23 protein-coding genes and 2 pseudogenes are annotated in these 20,715 nt (G+C 70.5%); 12 read left to right on the top strand and 13 right to left on the bottom strand.

The features are described from left to right. The first annotated feature begins 18 nt into the window (after positions 1–18). The gene (locus tag ACIP5W_RS11105; RefSeq protein ID WP_401470077.1) at positions 19–1,158 is read left to right on the top strand and encodes a PucR family transcriptional regulator; all 1,140 of its coding nucleotides are present in this window, start codon (positions 19–21) and stop codon (positions 1,156–1,158) included. 475 nt (positions 1,159–1,633) lie between these two features. On the opposite strand, the gene ACIP5W_RS11100 is transcribed toward ACIP5W_RS11105, so the two are convergent. Then, positions 1,634–2,194: a TetR/AcrR family transcriptional regulator gene (locus ACIP5W_RS11100; protein WP_401470074.1), complete on the bottom strand. Its 561-nt coding sequence runs from the start codon at positions 2,192–2,194 to the stop codon at positions 1,634–1,636. Between the two features lie 95 nt (positions 2,195–2,289). On the opposite strand from ACIP5W_RS11100, the gene ACIP5W_RS11095 reads away from it, so the two are divergent. Further along, positions 2,290–3,033, top strand: a complete 744-nt coding sequence (locus tag ACIP5W_RS11095; RefSeq protein WP_401470071.1) for an SDR family oxidoreductase — start codon at positions 2,290–2,292, stop codon at positions 3,031–3,033. A gap of 195 nt (positions 3,034–3,228) precedes the next feature. Here ACIP5W_RS11095 and ACIP5W_RS11090 read toward each other — a convergent pair whose 3' ends face one another. Continuing rightward, the gene (locus tag ACIP5W_RS11090) at positions 3,229–4,458 is read right to left on the bottom strand and encodes a hypothetical protein (RefSeq protein WP_401470068.1); all 1,230 of its coding nucleotides are present in this window, start codon (positions 4,456–4,458) and stop codon (positions 3,229–3,231) included. Positions 4,459–5,049: 591 nt separating this feature from the next. Continuing rightward, positions 5,050–5,265, bottom strand: a complete 216-nt coding sequence (locus ACIP5W_RS11085; protein WP_401470065.1) for a hypothetical protein — start codon at positions 5,263–5,265, stop codon at positions 5,050–5,052. A gap of 335 nt (positions 5,266–5,600) precedes the next feature. Between ACIP5W_RS11085 and ACIP5W_RS11080 the strand changes: the two genes are divergently transcribed. The 4 genes from ACIP5W_RS11080 (at position 5,601) to ACIP5W_RS11065 (ending at position 8,509) form a co-directional block, all read left to right on the top strand. Further along, positions 5,601–6,122: a hypothetical protein gene (locus tag ACIP5W_RS11080; RefSeq protein ID WP_401470062.1), complete on the top strand. Its 522-nt coding sequence runs from the start codon at positions 5,601–5,603 to the stop codon at positions 6,120–6,122. Between the two features lie 507 nt (positions 6,123–6,629). After that, positions 6,630–7,037 (top strand): hypothetical protein, encoded by a 408-nt coding sequence (locus ACIP5W_RS11075; protein ID WP_401470059.1) that lies wholly within the window; start codon positions 6,630–6,632, stop codon positions 7,035–7,037. 285 nt (positions 7,038–7,322) lie between these two features. Then, a complete protein-coding gene (locus tag ACIP5W_RS11070) occupies positions 7,323–7,634 on the top strand; it encodes a transposase (RefSeq protein ID WP_401470056.1) in 312 nt (103 codons plus the stop codon). Continuing rightward, positions 7,631–8,509 (top strand): IS3 family transposase, encoded by an 879-nt coding sequence (locus tag ACIP5W_RS11065; RefSeq protein WP_401470053.1) that lies wholly within the window; start codon positions 7,631–7,633, stop codon positions 8,507–8,509. Before ACIP5W_RS11070 ends, ACIP5W_RS11065 begins: the two co-directional genes overlap by 4 nt. 138 nt (positions 8,510–8,647) lie before the next feature. Here ACIP5W_RS11065 and ACIP5W_RS11060 read toward each other — a convergent pair whose 3' ends face one another. From ACIP5W_RS11060 to ACIP5W_RS11050, 3 genes are all read right to left on the bottom strand, one after another. Continuing rightward, the gene (locus ACIP5W_RS11060; protein WP_401470050.1) at positions 8,648–9,031 is read right to left on the bottom strand and encodes a fic family toxin-antitoxin system, toxin component; all 384 of its coding nucleotides are present in this window, start codon (positions 9,029–9,031) and stop codon (positions 8,648–8,650) included. After that, positions 9,028–9,324 (bottom strand): DUF1778 domain-containing protein, encoded by a 297-nt coding sequence (locus ACIP5W_RS11055; RefSeq protein ID WP_401470047.1) that lies wholly within the window; start codon positions 9,322–9,324, stop codon positions 9,028–9,030. The genes ACIP5W_RS11060 and ACIP5W_RS11055 overlap by 4 nt, the downstream gene beginning before the upstream one ends. A gap of 417 nt (positions 9,325–9,741) precedes the next feature. Next, positions 9,742–9,993, bottom strand: coding sequence for a fibronectin type III domain-containing protein (locus ACIP5W_RS11050; protein WP_401470044.1), 252 nt, complete (start codon positions 9,991–9,993; stop codon positions 9,742–9,744). Between the two features lie 86 nt (positions 9,994–10,079). Here ACIP5W_RS11050 and ACIP5W_RS11045 point away from each other — a divergent pair, with 86 nt between their 5' ends. Continuing rightward, entirely contained in the window at positions 10,080–10,532 is a 453-nt protein-coding gene (locus ACIP5W_RS11045) for a hypothetical protein (protein ID WP_401470041.1), read from the top strand. Between the two features lie 353 nt (positions 10,533–10,885). Then, positions 10,886–11,041 carry a hypothetical protein gene (locus tag ACIP5W_RS11040; RefSeq protein WP_401470038.1) on the top strand — a complete coding sequence of 52 codons (156 nt, stop codon included), beginning with the start codon at positions 10,886–10,888 and terminating at the stop codon, positions 11,039–11,041. An 84-nt stretch (positions 11,042–11,125) separates the two neighbouring features. Here ACIP5W_RS11040 and ACIP5W_RS11035 read toward each other — a convergent pair whose 3' ends face one another. The 4 genes and pseudogenes from ACIP5W_RS11035 to ACIP5W_RS11020 all read right to left on the bottom strand — a co-directional run. Next, positions 11,126–11,539: a hypothetical protein gene (locus ACIP5W_RS11035; protein ID WP_401470036.1), complete on the bottom strand. Its 414-nt coding sequence runs from the start codon at positions 11,537–11,539 to the stop codon at positions 11,126–11,128. A gap of 117 nt (positions 11,540–11,656) precedes the next feature. Continuing rightward, a complete protein-coding gene (locus ACIP5W_RS11030) occupies positions 11,657–11,884 on the bottom strand; it encodes a hypothetical protein (RefSeq protein ID WP_401470033.1) in 228 nt (75 codons plus the stop codon). A 438-nt stretch (positions 11,885–12,322) separates the two neighbouring features. Beyond that, positions 12,323–14,185 carry an NB-ARC domain-containing protein gene (locus tag ACIP5W_RS11025; RefSeq protein ID WP_401470454.1) on the bottom strand — a complete coding sequence of 621 codons (1,863 nt, stop codon included), beginning with the start codon at positions 14,183–14,185 and terminating at the stop codon, positions 12,323–12,325. Between the two features lie 207 nt (positions 14,186–14,392). Next, positions 14,393–14,545, bottom strand: a pseudogene (locus tag ACIP5W_RS11020) (helix-turn-helix domain-containing protein); the annotation flags it as partial. A 314-nt stretch (positions 14,546–14,859) separates the two neighbouring features. Between ACIP5W_RS11020 and ACIP5W_RS11015 the strand changes: the two are divergent. Continuing rightward, positions 14,860–15,972, top strand: a pseudogene (locus ACIP5W_RS11015) (IS3 family transposase); the annotation flags it as partial. Between the two features lie 211 nt (positions 15,973–16,183). After that, entirely contained in the window at positions 16,184–16,414 is a 231-nt protein-coding gene (locus ACIP5W_RS11010) for a hypothetical protein (RefSeq protein WP_401470472.1), read from the top strand. A gap of 165 nt (positions 16,415–16,579) precedes the next feature. On the opposite strand, the gene ACIP5W_RS11005 is transcribed toward ACIP5W_RS11010, so the two are convergent. The 3 genes from ACIP5W_RS11005 to ACIP5W_RS10995 form a co-directional block, all read right to left on the bottom strand. Beyond that, entirely contained in the window at positions 16,580–17,596 is a 1,017-nt protein-coding gene (locus tag ACIP5W_RS11005) for a ribosome-inactivating family protein (RefSeq protein ID WP_401470030.1), read from the bottom strand. Between the two features lie 414 nt (positions 17,597–18,010). After that, positions 18,011–18,274 (bottom strand): hypothetical protein, encoded by a 264-nt coding sequence (locus ACIP5W_RS11000; RefSeq protein ID WP_401470027.1) that lies wholly within the window; start codon positions 18,272–18,274, stop codon positions 18,011–18,013. A 261-nt stretch (positions 18,275–18,535) separates the two neighbouring features. Beyond that, on the bottom strand, positions 18,536–19,126 hold the full coding sequence (locus ACIP5W_RS10995; RefSeq protein ID WP_401470024.1) for a TetR/AcrR family transcriptional regulator: 591 nt from the start codon (positions 19,124–19,126) through the stop codon (positions 18,536–18,538). An 86-nt stretch (positions 19,127–19,212) separates the two neighbouring features. Here ACIP5W_RS10995 and ACIP5W_RS10990 point away from each other — a divergent pair, with 86 nt between their 5' ends. Together ACIP5W_RS10990 and ACIP5W_RS10985 are read left to right on the top strand one after the other, a co-directional pair. Next, positions 19,213–19,638: a nuclear transport factor 2 family protein gene (locus tag ACIP5W_RS10990; RefSeq protein WP_401470021.1), complete on the top strand. Its 426-nt coding sequence runs from the start codon at positions 19,213–19,215 to the stop codon at positions 19,636–19,638. Then, positions 19,635–20,483, top strand: coding sequence for an NAD(P)H-binding protein (locus ACIP5W_RS10985; protein WP_401470018.1), 849 nt, complete (start codon positions 19,635–19,637; stop codon positions 20,481–20,483). Before ACIP5W_RS10990 ends, ACIP5W_RS10985 begins: the two co-directional genes overlap by 4 nt. Positions 20,484–20,715: the final 232 nt, after the last annotated feature.

Raw genomic sequence — 20,715 nt, 5'->3', positions numbered from 1 at the left:
TTCGCAGGGAATGAAAAAGTGAGCCATGCGATGCGGAGGGCCAGCGAACTGGCCTTGGATGAGACGACCGTCACCGCGCTTCGGGCCGCGCTGAGGACCACCGCCGACGAGGTCGTCCAGGCGATCATCGACGAGGTCCCGCCCTACGCCAACGCCTTGTCCGGCCACATGGGCGCCACCATCCGCCGAGCTGTCCGCACCGCCCTGGGGCACTACCTGGACCTCGCGAGCGGGAACGCCACCGGGGGCGACGGCAGTGATGCGGCCTACGAGCTCGGCCGCGGCGAGGTGCGCGACGGCCGTTCGATGGACGCCCTGCTCAGCGCCTACCGCGTCGGCGCCCGCGTGGCCTGGCGCTGCCTGGCCGCGGGCGCCGTATCCGCAGGTCTGCCCGCCGCCGAGGTCGCCAAGTTCGCCGAGCTGACCTTCGCCTACATCGACGAGCTGTCCGCCGCGAGCGCGGCGGGCCACGCCGACGAACTGGCCGCCCGGGGCAGGGCGCAGGAGCGCCACCTGGAACACCTGGCCCGCGACCTCCTCGCCGGCGCGAGCCAGGACGTGCTGCTGGCCTCGGCCCAACGGGCCGGCTGGCAGCCTCCGGTGTCGCTGACCGCGGTCCTGCTGCCCGCCGCCCAGGCCCGGCCCGCCTACCGCACGCTCGACCCGAGCACCCTCGTCCTCGACGATCTGCCGGACGCCACCGGTGTGCTGCTCGTCCCCGATGCCGACCGATCACATCTCCTGAGGCAGCTGACCGACCGCACCGCCGTGGTCGGCCCGGCCCGGCCATGGACTCGTGCGTCCGCCTCGTACGCACGGGCCGTACGCGCGCGCTCCCTCTCCTCCGGTGTCCGCGACACCGAGGACCACCTGCCCGAGCTGGTGCTGAGCGCCGACGCGGACGCGTTCGCGGACCTGCGTGCCCGAGCCCTCGCACCGTTGCGGACCTTGCCTGTCGCGACCGCACGGCGGCTGGAGGAGACGTTGCGGGCGTGGCTGCTGCACCAGGGCAGGCGGGAGGAGGTGGCGGCGGCGTTGTTCGTCCACCCCCAGACCGTCCGGTACCGGATGTCGCAGCTGCGGGAGCTGTTTCCGGATCTCGCATCGCCGCACCGGGTCCTCGAACTGATGCTGGCGGTCGGCCTTCGGGCCGGCTGACGGGCACTGCCTCGTCCTCGGTGCCGTCAACTGGCTCATGCCCCGGGGAAGAGCGGTACGGCTGGGACCGGAGGTTGAGGGGAAAACCGGACAAGGCCTCGGGAAGCCCGCCGGGGGCGCTGTCTCCGACAAGCGCGGTGGCGGACACGGCTCGGCCGGATCCGGTGGACGGTGCGCACCGGCCCGCTCGTCGACGCGCTCATCGGGCACCTGGCCGGCGATCCGGGCCGCTGGGCCCGGTGGAACGGCTTTCACGCCGTCGTAAAGGACGCTGTTCCGGCACGAGCCGGCCCACGGTGGCTTCGCAGGGGGAGCGGCCACCGCCTGTCGACGAGTTCGGGCAGCACCTGTCGATCACCGGGCCGTGAAGCGTCGATGAGAACGGACACCGCTCGGTGGCGGAGCCGATGCCTCTCCGCTGCTGCCCGGTGATGCTTGGGGGTGCTGTTCGGGACGTCCTCGGTGTTCTGCCGCCTCACCGGTTCGCGTCCTGTCGGCGAAGGCCGTCGAGGACGACGTTCATCAGAGGCCGTGCCGTCGATTCCCACTCGTCCCGGTCCAGCCGGCCGAGGTAGGCGATGAGCAGGAGGACCCCGTGGGCGTCCACGTCCGTGCGGATGGAACCGGCTGCTTTCCCGGCGTCCAGCAGGTGGCCGAGGGCGTTTTCGATGGGGTTCTGGCTGTGGGCGACAAGGTCTTGCCATGCGGCCGGCTCGAGCACGGCCAGGACGCCGTACTTGATCTCGGCGTAGTCGATCACTCGGTCGAGCCAGTGACGCAAGGCCTCCACGGGCTCGTGTTCCGCCAGCAGAGCGGAGGCGGCGGTCACGAGTTCTTCGACGTCGCGCCGGTAGACCTCGGCGAGGAGCGCTTCGCGGTTGGGAAAGTTCCGGTAGAGCGTTCCCTGTCCCACGCCGGCCCGTCTGGCGATCTCGTTGAGGTGGACGTGGTGGGACTCGGCGAGGGCCGCGCGGGCGGCCTCGATGATGCGGGTGCGGTTCCGCTCCGCGTCCGGACGGCGTGCTGGCGCGCTCATGGGCCTCTCCTGATGTTCCGCCCCCGACAAGTGGACACGTGTCCGGTAGGGTGGACCAAGTACCGGACACGTGTCCACTTTACTTGGAGGCAGTAGTGCTTTCCCTTCACGGCAAGATCGTCGCCATTACCGGAGCGAGCGGCGGCATCGGCGAAGCCACGGCCCGCCTGCTCGCCGGCCGCGGCGCCGCGGTCGTCCTCGCGGCGCGCCGCGGCGAGCGCATCGACGCCGTGGCGCAGGACATCCGGGAGGAGGGGGGCCGTGCTGCCACGTGCGTCGTCGACGTCACCAAGGCCCAAGACCTGCAGCGCCTGGTCTCCACCACCATCGACCGGTACGGCCGTATCGATGTACTGGTGAACAACGCCGGCATCGCCCCGATCAGCCCGCTGGCCGACCTCGACACCGAAGGCTGGTCGGCCATGATCGATGTCAACCTTCGCGGCATGCTCAACGGCGTCGCCGCCGCGCTGCCCGTCTTCCGCGAGCAAGGGTCGGGCCACCTGGTCAGCATCGTCTCCGTGGCCGGCCTGTACGGCGCGTCCCCCTCGATGGCTGTCTACGCCGCGACCAAGAACGCAGTGCGCACCGTCCACGAGGGACTGCGCGCGGAGTCCACCGACGGGGTGGTGCGCACGACAGCCATCTCGCCGGGATACGTCCGCACCGATCTCGCCGGCTCCATGGCGGATCCGCACATCCGCGAGCAGACGCGCAAGTACATGGACGCGATGGGCATCCCGCCGGCGGCGGTCGCCCGCGCGGTGGCCTTCGCCATCGAGCAACCCGGCGACGTCGAGATCGGCGAGATCAACGTCCGCCCCACCGTCCAGGCATGACACTCGCTGCCCCCCCGGTCGAGCCGGACGGCCGCCCGTCGCCTCCGGCCGCCGCGGACAGTCCGGTCGCGCGGCACGGCCACCCAGGGCCGGTGCCGCGGTGCCACACCGTGTCCGAGATCACGGGGAAACTCGGGGAAACTTCAGGTGCGCGACCGCCGGTGGTCTGCCGACCCGCTGCGCAGGGCTCGGCGATCAGCATGATCTGTTGGTGTCGTTCTGGTCGGGTTTCGGTTCGGGCATTCGCAGGTAGAGGTTGGTGAGTACCTTTCCGGCTCTGAGCCAGTCGAGTTCTTGCGCCTCCAGCGCGGCGATCGCTTCCTCCTCGCCGGCGAACTCGTGGTCGAGACGGGCGCCCTGGAGTCCCGTCGTCCAGTTGCTGCCCCACACTCCGACGGCGTACTCGCCGCTGTACTCGCGCATGACGGAGCCGCGTTCGGGGGCCGACCAGACCGGAACCCGCCGGAACGACCGCGGTAGTGAGGCGGCGAAGTCCTCGACCAGACCGGCCGCTTCCTCCGTCGTCGGCGGGGACAGCCAAACCGAGTAGTTCATCTCGGCCTGACCACGGGACGTGTAGTAGGTGCCCTCAACGAGCAGCACGTGGCGCCCGTAGCGCTGCGCCGCCCGGTAGTTGTGCTTGCCGGAGAAGGCCACGATCTGCTGGTCGCATCTGGTCGCGTCGGCGACGAAATCGACGTCGCTTTCGGGATCCAGGGTGAACGGCACGGGCGAGGCGGCGATGGACCGGCCGTCGAACACGACCACACTTGCGCGAAACAGGTCGATGTACCAGATGGCGCCGCGCCGGGCGAACAGCCGGGAGTGCGGATGGTGCTGTGCGGTGACCCACGCGACCTGCCTGACCGCCTGCTCCGGCCACTCGGCGGCGGGACCACCCGCGTCGAGCAACTCGGCGGCGGCCCGGTCGAAAGCGCCACTGGCGAGCCGGTCCATGTCGCGAACGCAGTCCGGGCAGTCGTCGACGCCGCCTTCCGTGAACGTGTGGAACCCCCGGTGCTTGCGAAGCGGCCGGCCGGTCTTGCACCGACGCCACAGCGCATACCACGCGGCCGCCCGGCCCCGGTCGTACTGACGCACCGCGGCCTCGACCCCGTGTTCGAGGATGCTCGCGGCCAGCTTGGAATCGGTCCCTTCCACCCGGCGTCCCACCCAGAAATCGGTGGCCTCCATGACCTCCCGGTCGTTGCGCAACTCGGTTTGCCGTCCCGACCTGTACGTCCCCGGCGTCTTGTGGATACCGGAAACGTACTTGTAGACGCTGCACGTCCTCGGCCCGGACCCGGCCCGTAGCCGGGCCATCACCGCACCATGAAACTCGGGCGTCCATGCCTGCCCCATGCCCGCCGGCATGGGGACGTCGTCATCGAACAGCGCCTCGACGTAGCGGCCCGGATCGCTCATCGGCTCCTCCGGTCACGCTCATGACCAGGCGCATCGCCCGACGGACATCCCGCAGAAGTGGCCGACCCGCCTCGCACGAAGCCCAGCGGCAACCCCGGATCCGTCAGCAGCCCGTCCGCCCGGGCCCGCTTCCCGCCCCACCCGCCATCCTGAAGACCACCAGACATGACCGGCACTGTAACCGTGCCCACCGACACCTCCCCCCTGCAGAACCCCCAAGCCAATTCCCTTTGCAAGTTGCGTAGTTCCACCTGCTGGGGCCACCCCCGCGGCGGCCGCCACCGACCACCGCCACCCACCACCACGCCGGTGACGGCTGACCGCCCCACCCGCGCGCACGCATGAAGCACCGGCGCGCCCGGCCACCTCCACGGCCGGGCGCGCCGACGCGCACGGCCCCGCGAAGACTATCGATGTGCGCATTGCCCGTACCGCGGCCACCGTCATCGGCTGGGTGGCTTTGTTCACTTCCAGGGCAGCGTTTCTTGGCCGGTCCGGGCGGCAGCCGTGGATCTTGGGGTCAGTGAATGTTCAGGGGAAATAGCAGCGTGAGCGACGCGTGGCGCGTCGCTTGTCGTGCACGCGATGCCGTCACTGCTGGGCGCGTGGCGCGGTGAGTGCGGCTCCGGCCTTGGACAGCATCTGGCCGAGCTGGTGGAGGAAGGTCTTCAGGCGCGGTGTCAGGGCGCGCAGGGTGCGCTCTGCTGGGAAGACGACGGCGAGGCCGGCGAGGGCGAGGCGAACCGCAGGGCATTCGGCCGACCAACGGGTCAGTAGATCACGTCCCGCCGGCTGACGACGAGGCACCTCCTTCGCCCCCTGGTTCCCTGCCGGAACCGGCAGCCAGGGGACGTCCAGGCCCGAGCACAACAGGGAACTCGTGAAGCGCGGTGATCACCTCGTCGCGGCTGATCAGCCCGAGTTCACGGGGGCACCGGCCGCAGCCGGCGAGGCCGCATCCCGCGCCACGCCATCGGATGACACGGCTCGGCCAGACGAGTGGCAGCGGCCGCCGAAAGCCGCCGCCGGACGAACCGGTGTTCCAAGATCAGTGCCGCCGCCGTCTCCGGCGGCAGCTGCCCTCCACCGCGCCGGTGCCGTGCGATCGGATCGACCACGGCTGTTCGAGGAGTCCCACCCCTATGCGTTCACGCGTCATCGCCGTCACGGCCGCCGCGCTCGCGGCCACTGCGGCACTCGCCCAACCCGCCCACGCCGCCCCGCTCGTCGACGGGGTCTACCGGTTCGCGGCTCTCACGGACGGCAAGTGTCTGGTCTGGCCCAAGACACACGCGAGTATCGGCGTGGTGTCGCTGGGCGACTGCACGGAGACCGCGTCCACCTCGGCGAACTGGCAGGTGCTGCGCCGCCCCGACGGAATGATGGAGGTCTCCCCGTCGGGCTCGGACCCGCGCACTTGCCTGAAGGTGACGTCGCAGTACAGCGTGTCGGTCACCAGCTGCGGTGACCGATACACCGAGTGGACCGTCTCCTACGGCTCCGACGGGCCCGGCAGCGTGGTGTGGGCCGACATCGAGCACACGCCCGGCGACCTCTCCCCCTCGTACGGAAAGATCGTGGACGATCCCGGCGTGACCGGCCGGATCGTGGTGAGGCGGGCTTCCATCGAACCGCACTACTGGGCACTGCAGCCGGCCGGATAGCAGCCGTCGGGTCGACCGCGGTCTCGGATACCCGGGGACCCTTGCCGACTCGTGCCGCAGGCAGTGCTGCACCCGGAACACCGCCATGCGGTGGAGCCTCGTGCTGCCGGTCAGCAGCTCCCCGTAGGGCATCAGCGGCATTCACCTCCGGCCGACAGCCGGGCGACGGCCTCGCGGAGATCCGGCGACGTGGACACCGAGTCCGCCCCGAGCGCCGTCCGCTTCCGGCCAAGGCGACCAGGCCAGCCGTCCGGCGAGACTGGCCGCTTCGCTGCCGACGGCGGCCAGCCGCACGCGCTGCTCCTCACCGGCGGTGCGGGCGGTGTTCTGGATGAGCCGCAGGTGCGCCTGTGCGGCGTCCTCCGGTGGCCTGGCTGGTCCCCGCGGGCGGCGGCATCGAGTGGGACGACGTCACTTCGGGCGATCGAGCCGGTTACCGTGTCCACCACGGAACGCTGGCCGTCCCCTCGAGGGTGCTGACGGCCGGGCACGGAGGAAGGACGAGCGGTGATTCGATGGGGGGCGTACCCGCAGGTGCAGTATGAGGTGTTCGACTGCAAGCTGTGCCCGGGCAAGGGGTCGGCGGCGGAGATCGCAGGCGTGGGCGAGCGGATGGCGCGCTGGCGGGTGTGCCGCTCGTGCGACTTCTGGCTGACGTGCGTGGGCTACCGCGCGCTCGGCGACCAGGACCCCGACGGCCGGCGCGTCCTGCGCATCGACGGACGGCACTACCTGACATGGACCCAGGAACAAGGGCACCCGCGCGAGACCGGCCACACCAGCCGCACCGACCGCCCGTACGTCCTGCTCGAGGACGAGATCGTACGGAACGCGCCCTGGCTGTGGCTGATGGGCTCGATTCCGGACCGGTTCCGCCACCAGTTGCCGGACAACGCCCGCTTCCTCACGCCTTGACAACCACCGGTAGGGCCGGTCTGCCGGCGTCAAAACTCCGTCCGGGCGACGACCTCCGCGCGCCGTACCTGCGGTACACCGCCGTACCGGTACCCATCACTCATGCGAGACGACATGGACCGCCACACCTTCCGGTACTGCCCGGGGCAAGCCATGGACCGCCACTTCGGGGCCGGAAAGCGCGTCCTTCGAAGCTCCGCGTCGCCTACGCGCTGAGCTGACCCCGGTTTCGTGGAGTTTCTGAAGCCAGGCTTATGATCCTGGCCCGAAGGAGAACCACGAGCAGTGCCAGCACCACGTAAGTACCCGGACGAGCTCCGTGAGCGGGCCGTCCGTGAGGTCCGCACGACCGGCCGTCCGATCGCTCATGTCGCGAAGGATCTGGGCATCCACAAGGAGGCCCTGCGCGGCTGGGTCCGTCAGGCCGAGGCGGACGCCGGCGAACGCGACGACCGGCTGACCACTGCCGAGCGGGAAGAGCTGAAGCAACTCCGTAAAGAAGTAGCCGAGTTGAGGCGGGCGAACGAGATCCTGAAGGCCGCGAGCGCGTTTTTTGCGGCGGAACTCGACCGTCCCCGGACGAGGCCGACCAGGTGATCGAGCACCTCAGGGACAAGGCCCTCGGGGTCGGGTTCGCCTGCCGGGTGCTGGGGCTGTCCGAGTCGGCGTACTACGCGCGCAGGAAGCGGCCGAAGTCGGCCCGACGGCTGCGTGACGAGCAGCTCATGCCGCTGATCGAACAGGTCCATGCCGACTCCGGCGGCACCCATGGCGTCCGCCGGATCACCCGCGCACTACGACGCAAGGGCGTTCACGTGGCCCGCTGCACCGTCGAGCGGCTGATGGCCGAGCTGGGCCTCGAAGGCGTCATCCGCATCCGTACCCGTCTCTTCCGCCACGCACGGGATCATCTCCTGGCGCAGTCGGCTCGCTCCACCCGACAGTGCGGGGGAGAGGCAAGGGCTCCGGGGCGCGGCGGACGTGGGCAGGAACCGCCTGCTCTCCCTCTCTTCATCTCAAAGGACCTGCCCCTGGCCCTTCACGGGGTACGCGTGAGCAGCAGCGCACGTGACAGCCTCCGCCGGGGACTGCCGGCCGCAGCGGGCACCGACCGAACGCTCAAGCTGTGGATCGTCGATTCCGTAGGCCACTTCAGCAGGCTCACAGACGACGGCCCCGACACTGCCGCGACCATGGCGGAGCTTCACTTCCTGGCCTGGGAGTACCACCTGGCCGTCCTGGTCACCTCGAGGGTGGTCACCGAGCACCCGGACGAACCCGTCACCGCCGCGCACCTGCCGGCCGGGATGGCCGAGCACAGCGACCAGGTCCTCGTCCTTGACCGGCCAGGCGCCTGCTGCACCCACACCCCGTCGGCGGCGGCCACCCTGCGCCGGCTCACCGGCCCCGCACCAGGGCGCCCGGTCGAGCGCGAACTCCAGCCGGACCGCTGCCGCTTCGTCCCGGCATGACAAGTGCGCCCGCGTCTTGGCGGATGTGGCGCGCCCTTCCCACCTGGCCTAACCCCCTGCGGGGCACCTGAATTCACCGCCCTGCCACAGGCGTCCTGCCTCTCGCCCTCCTGCCCCTGCGGGTGGTCCCGTACCGGGTCAGGCAGTGGTCCAGTCGCGCAGTTGCCGGGCGATCCGGGCGACGCCGAGCGCTCCGGTGGCGGCGTCGCGTACCAGCACGACAGCTTCCTTGGGCGGATAGTCCAGGGCCCGCTCGTTGAGGAGCAGGTAGGCCTCGGCCGCGTGCCAGGCGAAGGCCTCGTTCGAGTGTTCCAGGCACGGCAGCTTCGCCAGGGTCTGCAACAGAGCGGCGGCCTTCAGATACGGCGAACCGTAGACGTCGCGCTCCATCGCCCGGGCGTTGACCCGGGCGACCGCCGCATACAGCGGCCCCAGATCATCAACCTGGGGATCGCCCTCGAGCAGCTCGGCGGCGTGCAGCAGGAACGTCACGTCGAGCGGGTGCAGTTCGTGCTCGCTCACGCGGCGTGGCCCCGCTCCCGCTGCTCAAGCTCCCGCAGCGCCTCCCGCTCCCTCGCCCGCTGCTCCGCGCTCGCGTCGATACTGCCGGACTCGGCCGCGAACGCCGCGCCACTGCGGGCCATGGACGCCTTGAAGCCCTCCAGGAACCGCTGCTCCACCGCGGTCGCCCGCTCGTAGGCGGCCGAGAGGATGTACTCCTGCATGCTCACCCCCGCCTGCTTGGCGGCCGCCGCGATGGCCGCCCGCTGCGCGGGGTCGGGGAAACGCAGATTCATCGCCTTGGGATCCGACATGGCACCAACGGTACCAGCGGTACCATCCCCGGTCGGTGCGGAACGGCACCCCTTTCCGCATCGCGCTGACGCTGACGCCGCCCAGGACGACGCCCACCGCGGGCAGGGCGATCCCCCCGGTGATGCCGTCGCGGACGACTGTGGCGCTCCCCCCCCTGCACCCCTGCTGCAGACGCTGCCCGGAACGGGCGGCCGGTGCCGGCGGGCCTGACGAACGGCACCGGCCGTCCGGCCGACGTTCCGGGTGGATCAGGTCTTCCCCGCGGGCGGGGTCGCCGGTCTCCCGGGCGGTGCTCCCCGGGCGTCTCAGGCGTGGGCGGTGAGGCGTTCGCCGAGCTCGACGGCGGCCGCGCTGTCGGGGAGGGAAGGCGAACAGGCGGTGATGTTGGTCAGGCCGTCGTCGGCCGCCGCAGCCGGTCAGTGCAACATCGCCATCAGCATCACTGAGCCCGGCCCGTTGTCAGTGCCGCACCCTAGGGTGCCGGGCCTGGCCGCCGTGCGCACGGTGGCGGTGGGGGAGCCCGGTGAGAGGTTGCCGGCGGCGTCCCGGGCTTTGACCGTGAAGGTGTACGTGGTGTCGGACTGGAGTGAGGTGATGGTCTGTGAGGTGCCGGTGGTGCCGGCGACCTTGACGGACGTGTCGCCGTCGCGTTCTTCTCGCCGAGCCAATCCCCCAGTTTGTCGTTGAGCCACCACGTGGACTCCATCCCCGCCATGATCGCCTGCATGCTCAGCGGGTCCCTGAGGATGCGCTTGTGCTCCTCGAACGCCTCCAGCAGGAAGTCGAACAGCGCCGGTCCGGTCTTGTCCCGGATGCCGCGTTCCAGGTCGGCGAGGGACGCCTCGTTGCGTTCGATCAGCTCGGTGACGAGGGCCGGGTCTGTCGGGAGGGAGGTGAGGGGCGCATCGGCCGGCCGGGCTGCGGGCTGAGGGTCCGGGACCGACGGGACGAAGTCGCCGCGGTCGAGGACGGTCTCCAGCGCGTCCTGCATGAGCGGATCGGATCGGCCGGCGCCGTCGAGGAGCTCGGCCCGGCTGGTGGGCGAGGTGAGGGCCTCGGTGACATCCGGCAGCCGGGTCTCATACACCTCCGTCAAAACCACGAAGCGAACTCGCCCGACTTCCGCGAAACGCTCCGGTGCCGTCGTGAGGACGGTGAAACCGTGCCAGGGGATGGGAGCGCCTACGTGGGCGGGCCCAGGGTGTGAGGCACTTCGTGCGTCACACCACCCGGCGCGCTCGGCCGGCAACACACCGAGCGCATCGAGCAGCCCGGGCCGCCAGAGGTGGCGCACGTCCGCTCTGGCGTCCATGTCCAGGAGCGGTCTTTCTGATCAGTGGGTCATGGGGTTGGCCTGGGCTGATCAGTTTGGTGCCTGGTGCCTGGTGGCCTCAGGCTGGGCCGCTACGGCTCGGTGACGGGGGAACGAGGGCTTGGGCTGCGTGCTGAACTGGTGTTTTGTCAGGGGGGATGAGTGTCGGTCAGCTGTGGTCAGTTTCATTCGCCGTATGCACCCGACCTGAACCCGTCGAGGCCCTCCGGTCACTCGTACGCCGGGCCATGGCCGGCACCGCCTTCGACACACCCGACGACCTCGACCGTGTCCTCCGCCGGGAGCTACGCAGCATCCAGCTCCGCCCCCACCTGACCGACGGCTGCCTCACCACCACCGGCCTGACCCTCGCACCACCGACCCCACCCCGAAAACCTCAGTGAGCACTTCCACCCGTGGAGGCCGTCGAACGAGGTGAGGGAGACCCGGCCGGGGTGATGGGGCCGTACGGCCCGGGCGCGCGGTGATCAGCCGTTGAGCGGGAGATCGTAGCGGGTCCACGGAGACCAGTTGCCGTCGTGATCACGGTTGCGGCCCCAGTACTCTGCGGTCTGGTCGTAATAGAACACCCTGAAGGTCCAGGGATCGCTGGTGTCGTAGTCGTAGGCGCGCGCCGTGCTCCATGCCTTTCCGCCCATGGACATCCATCCCGACCAGTCCCCGTCGGAGTCGGTCCAGCGGGTCCACACCGCACGGTCGGTACCGACGGCGAATTCCTGCTTCGTACCGTCGGGCAGCTTGTGGCTGGTCACGCCGTACTCGCAGAGGTAGACGCCGCCTCCGCGCGAGCAGTTACTCGCCTCGGCCGGCGTGGCCACCACCGAGACACTCGCGACCGCGGCGGCCGCAATCACGGCTGCCTTGAACTTACGGACCAGCATGACTTTCTCCTTCGGACGTGCGACCGGCCCGTTCGGGCAGGCACGCGGGGCTGACAGCAGACTCTCCACCTCGTGGCCGTCCTGATCTGGACATGACGCTGGCCAAAGAGACAGGACCTAGGCGCGAGGCGTCCGCCGACCCACGCCCCACTCGCCGAGCGGCGCGGCGAGCTCGGAATCGGACAGCTGGTGACCGAAGACCACGGTCGCGTGCGGGGTGGGGGCGGAAACGGGCCGTCCGTGGTCCGCCTCGGACGCCTGGCCGGTGGCCGCGGCCACGGCCGCGATGACGACGCCACCGGCCATGGCCATGGCACCGGCAAGCGAAGTGATCTTCTGCTTCATGTTCGCTCTTACCTTTCGCTCTGCTCGACATTTCCCGCTTTTCGTTCCTGGACCACCGAGAGGGGCCAGGCGGGGACGCTGTGCGTCGGCGGTGGGGTTGTCCGCCGGTGCGGGGCAGCGCCTCTGCGGCAGGCCCAGTCGATCACGGTGGACGGGTACGGTCCCAGGCAATTCCACCTGCAAAAATACGGTCGGTGTTCTTCTGCCGGGCCTCGGATGTGCTGCACCGGCGCGGTTGCCGCTGTACCGGCGGGGCCGCGCTGCCGATGCCGGGGTATCCGTCAGGGGTGACCGCGGGCACCACCGGGCAGACCCTTCACCTCGAGGCGCTCCGCGTCCGGGTGAGCACCGGGAGGGCCTGCTTCACAGCACACCGCAGCCACTACGGCTGGGACGACCACGCCGAGTGCGTCGAGCCCGGCGAAGACCTGCCCGGTTTCAGGTGCGCGTCGTGAGACGGGCGAGTGCCGCGTCGTAGCGTGTTCGGAGGGCCGCGTTCGGGGATACGCGCAGCAGCGCGCCGAGGGCTCGTACTGCGCCGTCCTCGTTGCCGGACGATTCCGCCTCTCGGGCCACCATGTCGAGTTGGGCGATGCCCTCGGTCTTGTTGCCGAGCCCGAACAGGGCCTCTCCCCTCACGACGAGGAGCAGGATCCGAGGAATGTCGGCAGTGGCCGAGCAGTCGTCGAAGGCCAGGGCCTCGGTCGTGGTGTCGAGGGCTTCGCGCCATCTGCCGGCGTCGGCCCGGTGGCGGGCGAGGTGCTGCATGGCCAGTCTCTCGAGGACCCGGTCACCGGCCTTCCGCGCCAGCTCCACCGCCCGTTCGCATCCCTGCGCAGCGTCGTCCAGGCTGCCGAGCGCCGCTTGTGCCATGGCCAGGGCGATCAGGGCGTTCGCCTCGGCGACCGTGTCGCCTGCCCACGAGGCGAGCGCGGAGGCGGCTTCCAGACGGGTGAGCGCCTCCGCGATGCGTCCTTCCTCGGTGAGCACCCAGCCGAGTACGTTCAAAACCCGCGCCTCGCCGTACTGGTCGGCGTCGGCTCGGGCCGCCTCGAGGCCGGTCTCCAGGAGCGGGGCCCAGCCGTCGCGGACACGCCACACCATCAGCGGCCACAGCGTCATGACGATGCGCCAGGTCCTGTCGTGCAGTCCGGCGGCGTGCGCTGCGGACACCGCCTGCGTGAGGTCGTTCCTCTCGGTCGTGTACCAGGCCACGGCGGCGGACCGGTCGGTGAACTCCCGTACGGCGGCGGGCGGGAGGTAGTCCGCAGGCAGCGGGAAGCAGTCCTCGTTGCCGGGCTCGGCCGCAGCGATCGCCGCGAGGGCCGTGGCGATGTAGTGGTCGAGCACGCGCGTGAGCGCGTCGGGCCCGGTGTCCAGGCTGCGTGCGTAGAGCCGCACGAGATCGTGCATCGTCCAACGGCCGGGCGCCGTCTCCGTGACGAGGTGCGCGACGGCCAGTCGCTCCAAGGACGCTTCGGCGGCGCCCGGGTCCGTGCCCGCCAGGGCCGCCGCCGCGTACCGGTCGACGTGCGTACCGGGGTGGCGGCCGAGATGGGCGAAGAGATCGGAGACCTCCCGCGGGAGCTGTTGCAGCGTCAGCCGTAACGCCGCTCGTACGCCGGTGTCCTCCACGTCCAGCAGGCTCAGCCGGCGGCTCTCGTCGGACAGCTCGGCGGCCATCGCGGCCAGCGACCAGGAGGGCCGTTGCGCCAGGCGGGCGGCTGCCACCCGCAGCGCGAGGGGCAGCCCGCCGCACAGCTCGGCCAGCCGTCGTGCGGCTGCCGGCTCTGCGAGCACCCGTTTCTCTCCGAGCACCTCCGCGAGGAGCATCGTGGCGTCCTGCGGATCGAACACGTCCACGGCAACGGGCCGGGCCGTGTCGGTGACGATGAGCCCCGGCAGCCGGTGCCGGCTCGTGACGACGGTCACGCAGCGGCGACCGCCTGGAAGGAGCGGCCTTACCTGCGCGGAGTCCCGAGCGTTGTCGAGTACCACGAGGAGCCGACGGTCGGCAGTGAGCGACCGGAACAGCGCGGCCGCGCCGTTCGCCGACTGCGGTATCCGGCCGTGCGGCACACCCAGCGCCGACAGGAACTCGCGCAGCACCTCTGCGAAGGTCGGCTCGCCCGTGTCGCCGAAGCCGCGTAGGTCGGCATGGAGCAGCCCGTCGGGATATCCGGCACGGCCGCGGTGGGCCCAGTGCAGCACGAGGGCCGTCTTCCCGACCCCGGCGGGCCCGACGACCAGACAGACGGGCGCCTCGCCTTCGGCAGCACGCGACAGAGCGGCCAGTTCCACCGCCCGCCTGTGAAAGCCGCGAGGCGCGCGCGGCAGCAGGTCGGGTGCACCGGTCGGCGTGACAGCATCCGGTACAGCGGCAGGTGGCGGGACGTCGGTCGCAGGGGCGCTGCGGGGACGGCCAAGGCTCGCGGTGTGCTCCAGCTGCCGGGCACCATCCGCGTCCAGGCCCAGGGCTGCAGCCAGCGCCTGCACGGTGCGGCGCTGCGGCCCCCGGGAGCGTCCGCGCTCCATGTACGACAGCGCCCGCACACTCACCCCCGCAGCAAGCGCCAGCTCCTCCTGGCTCAGCCCAGCTCCTGTGCGAAGACCACGCAAAAGTGCGCCGAAGCCGCCGGTGGCCGGTGTACCGGTGTCCATGTCTGGAAATCCCCTGCTCAGTGCGGCCCAGCCGGAATGCCGCACCTCTCCTGCAAAAGTATGCACGACATTACTTTTGCAGGTGAAAGGCACTGAACGCTTCTCATCCTGTGGTTCGCGGGTGATGACGGCTGGTGGTCGGAGGGCGTAACGCGGCAGGGCTCCTGGTCGTTTCGGCTGGTGATCTCACTCGCCAACGTCTCGACACAGGAGCCCTGTTGGTCCTGTATCGAGCCGTGCTCGATGTCCCGCACGAGGTCGTTGAGCACGTTTCCCGGCTCCTCTCCGCCCGAAGGCGTGAGCTGAACTCCCGCCTGCGCAGGCTGTGCTGCTTCCGGCAGGCCCTGCTGGTTCCGGTGCACCTGCGCAAGAACGAGACTCTGGCCCAGGTCGCCGCGGGGTTCGGCGTCTTTACCGTCAGCCGGTACGTGAGCGAGACGGTCGACCTTCTCGCCGAGCGAGCCCCGAGGCTGCACGAGGCCCGCAAGCGCATCCGGCTGCTGGAGCAGGAGAACGAGGTTCTGCGGAGGGCTGCGGCGTATCTGTCACAGGCGAACCTGCCGTCAAAATGACGTACCCGCTCGTCCGCGAGCCGGCTGCCGCCGCTGCCCCTGGCCGGGTGCCGGTGGCGTTGACGTGCCGGGTGCCAGGGCCGGCCCGCCAGCCCTGTTACCGGTGGCTGACCAGGCTGGTCACCGACGCCGAGCTCGCCGGGGCATACCGGGCCAACGCTCTGTTCGACGCGCACCGCGACGATCCCGAGTTCGGCCACCGCTTCCTGCTCGACGAGGCCCGGGCCGCCGGTGAGTCGACGGCCGAGCGGACCGCCTGGCGGATCTGCCGGGACAACGGCTGGTGGAGCGTGTTCGGCAGGCGCAGGGGCCGTGGGAAGAACGCCGAGGCCGGGACACCTGTCCATGATGATCTGGTCCGGCGGGAGTTCACCGCAGCCGGACCGAACCGGTTGTGGCTGACGGACACCACCGAACATGCAATCGGCGAGGACAAGCTGTATCTGTGTGCCGTCAAGGACGTGTACTTGGGCCGCATCGTGGGCTGCTCCATCGACGCCCGGATGAAATCCAGACTCGCGGTGAGAGCCCTTGAATCCGCGGTGGCCCGTTGCGGCCAGGCCGCCGGATGCATGGTTCATTCCGATCGCGGATCGCAGTTCCGCTCACGGAAGTTCGTGTCCGTCCTCGCACGTCACGGCCTGGTCGGCTCCACGGGCCGGGTCGGTGCGGCCGGCGGCAACGCGGCCGTGGAGAGCTTCTTCGCGCTGCTGCAGAAGAACGTCCTCGACCGCCGTACTGGGCCACCCGCCAGGAGCTGCGGATCGCGATCGTGACCTGCATCGAGCGCACCTGTCACCGACGCCGGCGTCAAAGACGCCTGGCCCGATCGACCCCGTCGAGTACGAGACCATCATGACCCCACCCGCAGCCCTGGCGGCATCAACCCCGCTGTCACCCAACCCCGCAGCGGTCCCTCCGTGCCCGCACGACCCGGACGACGAGGACGGCACGTCGACGGCGCCTGAAGAAGACTCGCAAGAAACTGCAGCTCTGGGGTGTGGTGGCGGCCGCCGCAGCAGTGGTGCGGGTGGTCGCGAACCGGTCGACGGTGTGGCCTGTTCCGGTGGCAGTGCTCGCCGCGGCCGCGCTGGGCGCTGCTGTGGGCGCGCCGGTCGGCCGAGACGTCATCGTCAGCGGCAAGAGCGGCGACCTGGGCGCGGACGTCGCCATAGGCCGGCTCCTCCCCGGATGCCACCAGTCCGGCAACCGTGCTCGGCCGCTACGGCTCGGGCGAAGGCGTCGGGGACTCCTGCCCGCTCTCCCGGAGTCGGCTGTGCTGCGGACCACGGCCTGAGCCAACTGATCGAGTGTGCAGGCCGAACCACTGTTCGGCCGTCCGTCCGGGCGCCTGCCCTGATCAAGGCCGCTTCGGGGGATTCCGGTGGGGTTGGGGGCGGTCACGACGGCCAGGACCGGGTCCGTGACGGATCGGGTCCTGGCCGCGGTGGCGTCGTGGGGGTCAGAGGCCGCTGCCCTGGATGGCGAGGAAGGGGGCGATGATGGGGTTGGCGGACTCGTCGCCGCCGTAGATGTCCTCCCAGTCCGCGTACTGGCGGCCGTCGATGTCCACGGTGGTGGTATTCAGCCCTCGTGCGCTTCGGTGAGCCGCCGCGGACAGGGTGTCCCAGTTGTTCTCCAGGTCGGTGCCGAACCGGCCGATGTTCGCCGGGTTGCCCGGCTCGGTCATGTCCCGGTTGTAGATGAGGACGTTGGCGATACGGTTCTCGATCCAGCCGAAGCGGGCGGACTCGGAGGTGGCGCCGATGAAGAAGGCCATGGCCCGAAGTACCGCGTTGGAGTTCCTGTTGGCCGGTGTGGCGGTTTCCAGGGCGTCCCAGTGGGTCAGGAAGTTGGCCGCCGTGTAGGCCTGGTCACCACGCCAGGCCGGGGTCGCGGCCAGCGATGCGTAACCACCGTCGGAGCTGATGGTGTTGAACAGGGGAGCGGTGGGCGTGTTGAAGCGGACCCGCATCTCCTCGGCCAGGCGCCTGGTGTAGTCGGCGTTGAGGCGGTAGTGGACCCCGTGGGCGGAGAAGCCCATGAAGTACAGGTTGTCGACGGAGTAGTACAGCGCGACGTCGGCCCGTGTCTGGCCGTGGGGGTTGCGGGGGGTGACGCGGTTGGACCAGAGCAGCACCCGGATGACGCGGTTGGTGGTGGTGTCACGCCCACGGACCGTCGTGTCCGAGAATTGGGCGTTCGAGAGGCCTGCCATTGGCTGGCCGGCGATTTCGCGCATCCGGTCCACCACGCGCTGGTAGGCCGCCGACTGGTTGGCGGAGGCCTGGCTGGGGCGCGCTGCGGAGTCGTAGTCGTCCATGTACCAGTCGATGTCGGTCCACCGCTGGGTGGTGTTGGCGTCAGCCCGGGATGCGGCCACGCCGTTCACCAGGCTGCAGGCCGCGGCCATGGCCAGCAGCAGCACCACGAGTCGCTTTCCGGTTCGGCGTATGACGGACGTCGGATGCAGGCGCATCGGGCAGTTCTCCTGAAAGCTCTTCCGCGTGAGTGCGGGGCGCGTGGCGAGGACCCCGCGCGAGCGCCTGCCGCTGCATCGGGGCAGGGCGCTCTGGCGGGACGGACAAGGAGGAAGTGGCCGGCGGCCCGCCCGCCGGGCCTCTCGGCTTTCGGCGGGATCGAGGGGCGGCGGAGTACGGCTGCCGGATGGCTCCGGAGTCTTCTTCCTCAGTCCTCGATCCAACCCGGCCGGGCAGGCGCGAACCATGCAAATTCGCCCGCAAAATTGTGTGCCGCACGCTTTTGCGGGTGGGGTCGCGGTTCGGCGGGGCCACATGAACACGGAAAGATCATCAGCATGGCCTCGACCACACCGGGACACAGATGTCCGTCGCGCTGGCCTGGCTGCTGCAGCGATCACCGAACATCCTGCTCATCCCCGGCACGTCATGCTCGTCCTCGCCGCCATCGGCACGCTCGGTGTCCTCGTGAACGGGGAGAGCTCCGCCCACCGTTCCGGTTTCTCGCTGCAGGTCCAGCCGCTGCACGTCCCCGCCGAGATCCGCTCGGACTTCCTGCGCTCCGCGATGGCGGCGGGTGCGGGCTTCGCCTGGACCTTGCCGGTGCGCAAGGGCGTACGCCATCTGCGGTCACTGTCACGTTGGTCGGCCGGGGGGATGGTCTTCTGGTCGGTCATGCCGGGAGGGGGCGTCCGCGGACAACGTGCCGCCGTCGTACAAGGGGCGCCGGTACCCGGCCGAGGTGATCTCGCACTGCGTGCGGCTGTGTTCTCGCTTCCCGCTCAGCTTCCGCGAGGTGGAGGAGCTGATGCCGCAGCGCGGTGTGCTCGTCTCCCGTGAGACGGTCCGCCGCCGGTGCGCCGAGTTCGGCCAGGCCTGTGCGAACGGACTGCGCCACGCCTGGAGCGCACCCCGTCCCTCGGTCCGGTGGTCACGGATCACCTCTGCGGCGGGCCGGAGGCCAGTGATCTGGTGGCGTAGTTCGCCAGCTGTGCGCGCAGCCTCTCCCTCGGCACGCCCTCCTCTTCGGCCAGGTGCTCGACGAGGTCGGCCCGTGTGGCGGCGAGCAGGGCGTGGGCGGTGAAGTCGCTGTCGGTCAGTCCGGGGATCCGCTCCAGCACGGCTTGCAGCAGACGGTGCCACCGCTCGTAGTGCTCCGCCCGGTACGGGCTTCCGCCGCCGCCCTCCTCCAAGGCCAGCGCGAGGCGCCGGTTGTCGAGTTTGAAGCACAGGACGGCGTCGAGCAGGGCGCATACGCGATCCTGCGGCGGGGTCGCGGGGCCCAAGGGCGGCGGGCCGGACTCGACCGCCTCCCTGATCGGTTCGAGCCGTGCCTCGTACAGCGCGCGGAGCAGCCCGGCACGGTCGCCGAAGGCCCGGAAGAGCGTGCCCTTGCCGACGCCGGCCGCTGCCGCGACGTCGGCCATGGTGACGTCCTCAGGACTCTCGCGGCGGGCGAAGAGGGCGTCGGCCGCCGCGAGTACGGCCTCCCGGTTGCGGATGGCGTCCTTGCGGTTGCGCTCCGGCATGCTGCTCCTCCAGTTGCAAAGCGGACCCGTAGTCCGTATCTTGAAAGCGGACCCGAGGTCCACATATTACGATCTGGAGGGCACCCATGTCCGCACCCGCTTCCCCGGCGGAGTTGTTCCGCCACAGCCTGCGACTGCTGCTCGACAAGGACATTCCCGCGTGGGTCGACCTGTGGGCCGAGGACGGCGTCATGGAGTTCCCCTTCGCCCCCGACGGCTGGCCCCGGCGTCTCCAGGGCAGGGAGGCCGTCGCCGCGTACATGCGCCACTATCCCGACCACATCGATCTGCACGACTTCCCCGACCTGCGGATCCATCAGACCACCGACGCGCAGACCATCGTGGTCGAGATGCGCGGCGTCGGCCGCCTGGCGGCGAGCGGCGCTCCTTTTGACATGACCTACATCGCCGTCGTGACCGTACGGGACGGGCGCATCGCCTCCTACCGCGACTACTGGAACCCCCTCGCCGTCCAGGAACCGGGCGCCGCTTTCGTCGGGAGCAACCGATGACCGCCGTCGGCACCGTGTTGGTCATCGGCGCGACCGGCACCACGGGCAGCCGCACCGCCGCACAGCTGACGGCAGCCGGTCACCACGTCAAAGCCGCCGGCCGCCGCGCCACCCCGGTCGCCGACGCCGAACCGGTCGCCTTCGACTGGTACGACCCCGCCACCCACGCAGCCGCCCTCGACGGCATCGACCGCGTCTACCTCGTACCGCCCGTGGGCGACCCCGACCCCGCGGCGGTGATGCTGCCGTTCCTGCGTCGGGCCCGCGCCGCCGGTGTGCGCCGCGCGGTGCTGCTCAGTTCCTCGGCCGTCCCCGAGGGCGGCCCGGCGGTGGGGACGGTGCACCGGGCCCTGCCCGATCTGTTCGAGCAGTGGGCGGTTCTGCGCCCCTCGTGGTTCATGCAGAACTTCATCGGCTCCCACACCCATGCCGACAGCATCCGCGACGAGGGCGTCATCCGGACCGCCACCGGGAGCGGCCGGGTCGCCTTCGTCGACGCCGAGGACATCGCGGCCGTCGCCGTCCGCGCCCTGACCGACGAACAGGCCCCCAACACCGACCTCGTCCTCACCGGCCCCGAGGCACTCGGCTACGACGACATCGCCGCGATCATCACCGAGGTCACCGGTCGGCCCGTGACCCACCGCCGCCTGTCCTGCGAGCAGATGCGCGATCGCCTCGCGGCGCAGATGCCGGCGGAGTTCGCCGCCATGCTGGCCGACCTGGACCGCGCCATCGCCCAAGGGGCGGAGGACCGCGTCACCGACACCGTCCAGCGCCTCACCGGCCGGCCCCCGCGCACCTTCCGCACCCTCGTCGAGAAGGAAACACCGCGCGGCGGCTGATGATCCAGGACGATCAGCGGTCCTGAGCCGAGAGCCCCGCGGTATGCTGCGCGGCCGTCCACTCCGGTAACCGAGAGCCGCGGGACAGGTGAGATCAGCAGGCGGGTGGGAGTGGGAAGTGGGAGGGGAACAAGCACCGACTGCCCGGATGCCGTCCGTACGCGCTGAGTACGCAAAATGAACGCTCCATGGTGCGGTCGGACAGCACGCGCGGTGGTCCAGTTTTTTGCGG

It is taken from the genome of Streptomyces sp. NPDC088766 (assembly GCF_044750845.1).
Classification (GTDB): Bacteria; Actinomycetota; Actinomycetes; order Streptomycetales; family Streptomycetaceae; genus Streptomyces.
This window is presented reverse-complemented; position numbering and strand designations above follow the sequence as displayed.

Bases quoted from the DNA above. Each gene is read 5' to 3' on its own strand.
- ACIP5W_RS11005 (WP_401470030.1), bottom strand. From the start codon at position 17,596: ATGCGCCTGCATCCGACGTCCGTCATACGCCGAACCGGAAAGCGACTC.
- ACIP5W_RS11035 (WP_401470036.1), bottom strand. From the start codon at position 11,539: ATGCTGGTCCGTAAGTTCAAGGCAGCCGTGATTGCGGCCGCCGCGGTC.
- ACIP5W_RS10995 (WP_401470024.1), bottom strand. From the start codon at position 19,126: ATGCCGGAGCGCAACCGCAAGGACGCCATCCGCAACCGGGAGGCCGTA.
- ACIP5W_RS11030 (WP_401470033.1), bottom strand. From the start codon at position 11,884: ATGAAGCAGAAGATCACTTCGCTTGCCGGTGCCATGGCCATGGCCGGT.
- ACIP5W_RS11055 (WP_401470047.1), bottom strand. From the start codon at position 9,324: ATGTCGGATCCCAAGGCGATGAATCTGCGTTTCCCCGACCCCGCGCAG.
- ACIP5W_RS10985 (WP_401470018.1), top strand. From the start codon at position 19,635: ATGACCGCCGTCGGCACCGTGTTGGTCATCGGCGCGACCGGCACCACG.
- ACIP5W_RS10990 (WP_401470021.1), top strand. From the start codon at position 19,213: ATGTCCGCACCCGCTTCCCCGGCGGAGTTGTTCCGCCACAGCCTGCGA.
- ACIP5W_RS11090 (WP_401470068.1), bottom strand. From the start codon at position 4,458: ATGAGCGATCCGGGCCGCTACGTCGAGGCGCTGTTCGATGACGACGTC.
- ACIP5W_RS11000 (WP_401470027.1), bottom strand. From the start codon at position 18,274: ATGACCGACCAGAAGACCATCCCCCCGGCCGACCAACGTGACAGTGAC.
- ACIP5W_RS11100 (WP_401470074.1), bottom strand. From the start codon at position 2,194: ATGAGCGCGCCAGCACGCCGTCCGGACGCGGAGCGGAACCGCACCCGC.
- ACIP5W_RS11040 (WP_401470038.1), top strand. From the start codon at position 10,886: ATGGCCGGCACCGCCTTCGACACACCCGACGACCTCGACCGTGTCCTC.
- ACIP5W_RS11080 (WP_401470062.1), top strand. From the start codon at position 5,601: ATGCGTTCACGCGTCATCGCCGTCACGGCCGCCGCGCTCGCGGCCACT.